This window comes from Flectobacillus sp. (assembly GCF_049240685.1).
GTDB lineage: Bacteria > Bacteroidota > Bacteroidia > Cytophagales > Spirosomataceae > Flectobacillus.
Genome location: NZ_JBMLSD010000267.1, coordinates 1 through 3,812 on the forward strand (window position 1 = coordinate 1; position 3,812 = coordinate 3,812).

Annotated in this window: 2 protein-coding genes; one reads left to right on the plus strand and one right to left on the minus strand. The window is 38.6% G+C overall.

The window, feature by feature from the left end; all coding sequences use genetic code 11:
- On the minus strand, nt 1-2,384 hold a 2,384-nt coding region (locus ACOVQ4_RS12350; RefSeq protein WP_421820949.1), incomplete at its 3' end, for a zinc-dependent metalloprotease.
- A gap of 154 nt (nt 2,385-2,538) precedes the next feature.
- On the opposite strand from ACOVQ4_RS12350, the gene ACOVQ4_RS12355 reads away from it, so the two are divergent.
- Nucleotides 2,539-3,444, plus strand: coding sequence for a DMT family transporter (locus ACOVQ4_RS12355; protein WP_421820950.1), 906 nt, complete (start codon nt 2,539-2,541; stop codon nt 3,442-3,444).
- Nucleotides 3,445-3,812 lie beyond the last annotated feature (368 nt).

The window sequence follows — 3,812 nt, forward strand, 5'->3', positions numbered from 1 at the left end:
GCAGCTACTTTCGCAGCAGATGGATTTTTCATTCTTTCTACAGCGTAATCTAAATGTGCCGCATAATCGCTTTCTTTCGTGTTCTTTTGGGTTTCGATATAGGCTTTCAAATCTTTGATAGCTTTGCCACAAACCGCACGAACTTGATAATTAGCGGCTTCGTTTATGCTCAATGCCAACAAATGCGTCAATACAATTTGTTCAGTTTGAAACTGTACTTTTCGAGCCAAGCCTGTGGTTTTAGGGGCTTTCCAAGTTTTTTCAATTAATTGAGTGAGCATTTCTTCCAAACCTAGACTACCATATCGTGCTTCGTATTCGACCATACGACTTGCACGCTCAGGTTGTAATAAGAATTGTAGTGGAAAATCAGTTGCAGATTCGGCAGCTGCCAATGGGTCAAATGCACGACCTGTACGTTTTTTGAATAACTCACGACTTGGCCAGTAGCCCGCAGGACGTGCAGGAATCAATTGGATGATAGATTCAGGAATCGTCAAGGTTTCTGATGAAAGTGTTTGTAAAACAGCATCCAAAGCCTTTTGCTGCGTTTCTTTACTTACCAAGGTATTAGGTTTTTGTCCGTCGCCACGCAAAGCATAACGGTAGTCTACTGAACCAATAATCTTTGCTGCAGCCTCTACTTGGTAACGATGGTAATTGTAAATTGGTACCAAAACATCCTCTAAATGTGACATTGGCATTCCTTTACGGATACTATTTTCTCCAAAAGAACTTAAGGCTTTTTGACGAACCGCCAAGGTATTATTTAATTCATCCACTGGATTTTTACCATTATCCCAAAGGTGAGCCGTTGAGCTGTGACTTCCTGCTGGACGAGCGTCAATATCTGTCAAAAATAGTAAACCTTTTGCATTAGCTTCGTCAATAATTTTGTTCAGAGCAGCCTTTTCATCTGTGCCTTGTGGAAAATCTTGATAGCCGAAAGTAATAGAATATTTATCCCATTCTCCGATGCCCAATGCGTAAGCATCAGAAAGGTCTACTTCTCCTTTGCTATTGAGTTTTACCGTTGGGTGCGGATAATCCATCACCGAAGCTCTATTGTTGATACTTGCTGAATAATTGTGCATTAATCCCAAAGTATGGCCAATTTCATGAGCCGCCAATTGCTTTAAGCGAGTCAATGCCATTTTGAGCATTGGGTCTTTTTCTGGGTCTAGTTTTTCACCTTTTTCAAAAGGAGATAACAAACCTTGTGCAATGAGATAGTCCTGACGAACACGCAACGAACCCAATGTTACATGACCTTTGATGATTTCGCCTGTACGAGGGTCAATAATAGAAGCACCATACGACCAGCCACGAGTACTACGGTGAACCCAGTTGATAACATTGTAGCGAGCATCCATCGGGTCGGCATCGTCTGGCAATAATTTTACTTGAAAGGCATTTTTATAACCAGCTGCTTCGTATGCTTGATTCCACCATTGTGCACCCTCCATCAAAGCCGAGCGAATAGGCTCTGGTGTACCATTGTCGAGATAGTAAATGATTGGTTCTACCGCTTCAGAAACTTTAGCTTTAGGGTCTTTTTTCTTTAATCTATGACGAACTATATAATACTTGTCGATAGGCTCGGATACGGGAGTCGAGTAATCAAAATAAGAAATAGCATTAAAACTAGAACGAGGATCAAATACTCTTGGTTTGTAATCCGAGTCAGGCAATTGTAAAAAACTATGATGTACACGCAAGGTCAAAGCATCCTGACTTGGTGCCACCGAGCGAACAAACTCTCCTGCATCTTCACCACCTACGAATGTCAATGTAACTTCAAATTCAGAGTTTAGCGGAAAGTTTTTCGTGTTTGCCAAAAACATTGCCGAACGAGATTTGTCCAAAGCGTAACTTCCTTGTTTCATTCCTTTGATTCGGTCGGCAATTCCAGAAACATCGCTCATGAGAAAGTCTGTGGCATCAACTAATACTTTTCCATCTTCTTCTGCCTCGGCTACAAATCCCCAGATAGTAGAGGAGGCAAATGATTGTTGCACCGCACGTTTTTCATTGGCATCATTAGTAAGCGCACGATACTTGTAGTTGGGTTGGGTAAGAAGAATTTTACGACCAATTTTTTGAAAAAATACTACTTTTTCATCGCCTAGTAAACCACGGTCTAAGCCAATATCATTAGAACCTAAGCCAGCAGGTAACGAAGAATAATACAAAAACTCTTTGTCAAATTTGTCAATTTGTAACCAGATTTTTCCAGTATCCTCGTCCCAAAAGAAAGGTAAGAAGCCTTCAAATTTTTTGAGTCCTTTGGTTTTTTCAGAGATACTGGGAAGTTTTTGAGCAAGAGACGAATAAGTAAAACTTACTAGAAACAATACAATACTCAATAGTGAAATTTTTTTCATGCGGAAGGTAGTTTGTTGAAAAATACAATTTAGCAGGTAATGACCAAATGAATGTTTTGTAGAAGTATCATTCTTGAAAAAATTCATTTAAGTAAATATAAACAGCCATCATAAGAATTCACAAACTTTCCCAAAAAATCACCAACTTCGCAAGATGAAAGAACAAAATCAACAGCTAAAAATTTGGGGAGGTTTAGGTATCCTGTACTTTGTCTGGGGCTCTACCTATTTGGCCATTCGTTTTATGGTGCAAAGTTTTCCACCTGTCATGGGGTCTGGAATTCGTAATTTAAGTGCCGGAACCATTCTTTTAATCTGGGCGATGGTTTCAAAAAAATACGTAAGACCTAGTAAAAAACACTTACTCACCATGACGCTTACAGGTACATTAATGATTACCTTGGGAAATGGATTTTTTACAATTGCAGGAAAATGGATTCCTTCCAGCTATGCAGCACTATTTTCGGCATTAGGTCCTGTTGTGTTGGTGCTGATGCTTTGGTTTTCGAATATTGAAAAACCACAGCCCAAAGTGATTTTAGGTTCGTTACTGGGTATCGTTGGGGTGGGTATTTTGATTAGTTTAAAAAAGTTGGCACTCAAGGGATACGAGCAATATTATATCTATGGCGTGGTTTTGATGCTCATTGCAACTATTGCATTTAATGCTAGTATGGTCATTCTCAAAAAAGCTAGATTACCCTATTCGACTCCTCAATTATCGGGTATTCAAATGATCATAGGAGGAGGTTTGTCCTTAGTCATAAGCTTCTTTTTGGGTGATTTTCAACATTTTACTCAAATAGAAGTAAAGTCAACGGCTATTTTTGCCTTACTATATTTGATTGTTATTGGCTCAATTGTGGCCTTTAATGTATTTAACTGGTTGATTAAAGTGGCTCCGCCAACCTTAGTATCAACCTATACTTATGTTAATCCACTAGTGGCAATGTTGTTGGGCTGGTTATTGGCAGGTGAGGAGTTACACCCCTTGATGATTGTCGCAGGCGGAATCATTGTAACTGCGGTGGCTTTGATAACTACTTCCAAAAGAAAATAGGTTATTTTTCTGAAATCAAAAGTATGAGTAGTTTTTATATGAAATTTAGTTTAAAATATTGGTAAAGTTGAAATAGAATACTCTTTAAGCTTTCAGGTAATGGCTTTGGGCGGTGGATTTTGGAAAAATTAAATATTGTGTTTGGTAAAGCATTTTCACTCTCTTTGCCTGTTGCCTAAACACATAACTTAAATCTAATTTTTGGGCTTTCGGTTTTCAGCTTTGGGTATTCGGCAAAAACATATCTATCGTTACTAAAAAGTTTCACACTCTTTGCCTCGTACCTAACTCAAAAAAATTAAATCTAATTTTGCACGACTACTTACTTTTTTATTCCGATAACCGATAATCTTTTAACCAATAACATC

What these genes read in the sequence shown, in the direction of transcription:
- ACOVQ4_RS12355 (WP_421820950.1), top strand. Translation starts at nt 2,539, where the DNA reads ATGAAAGAACAAAATCAACAGCTAAAAATTTGGGGAGGTTTAGGTATC.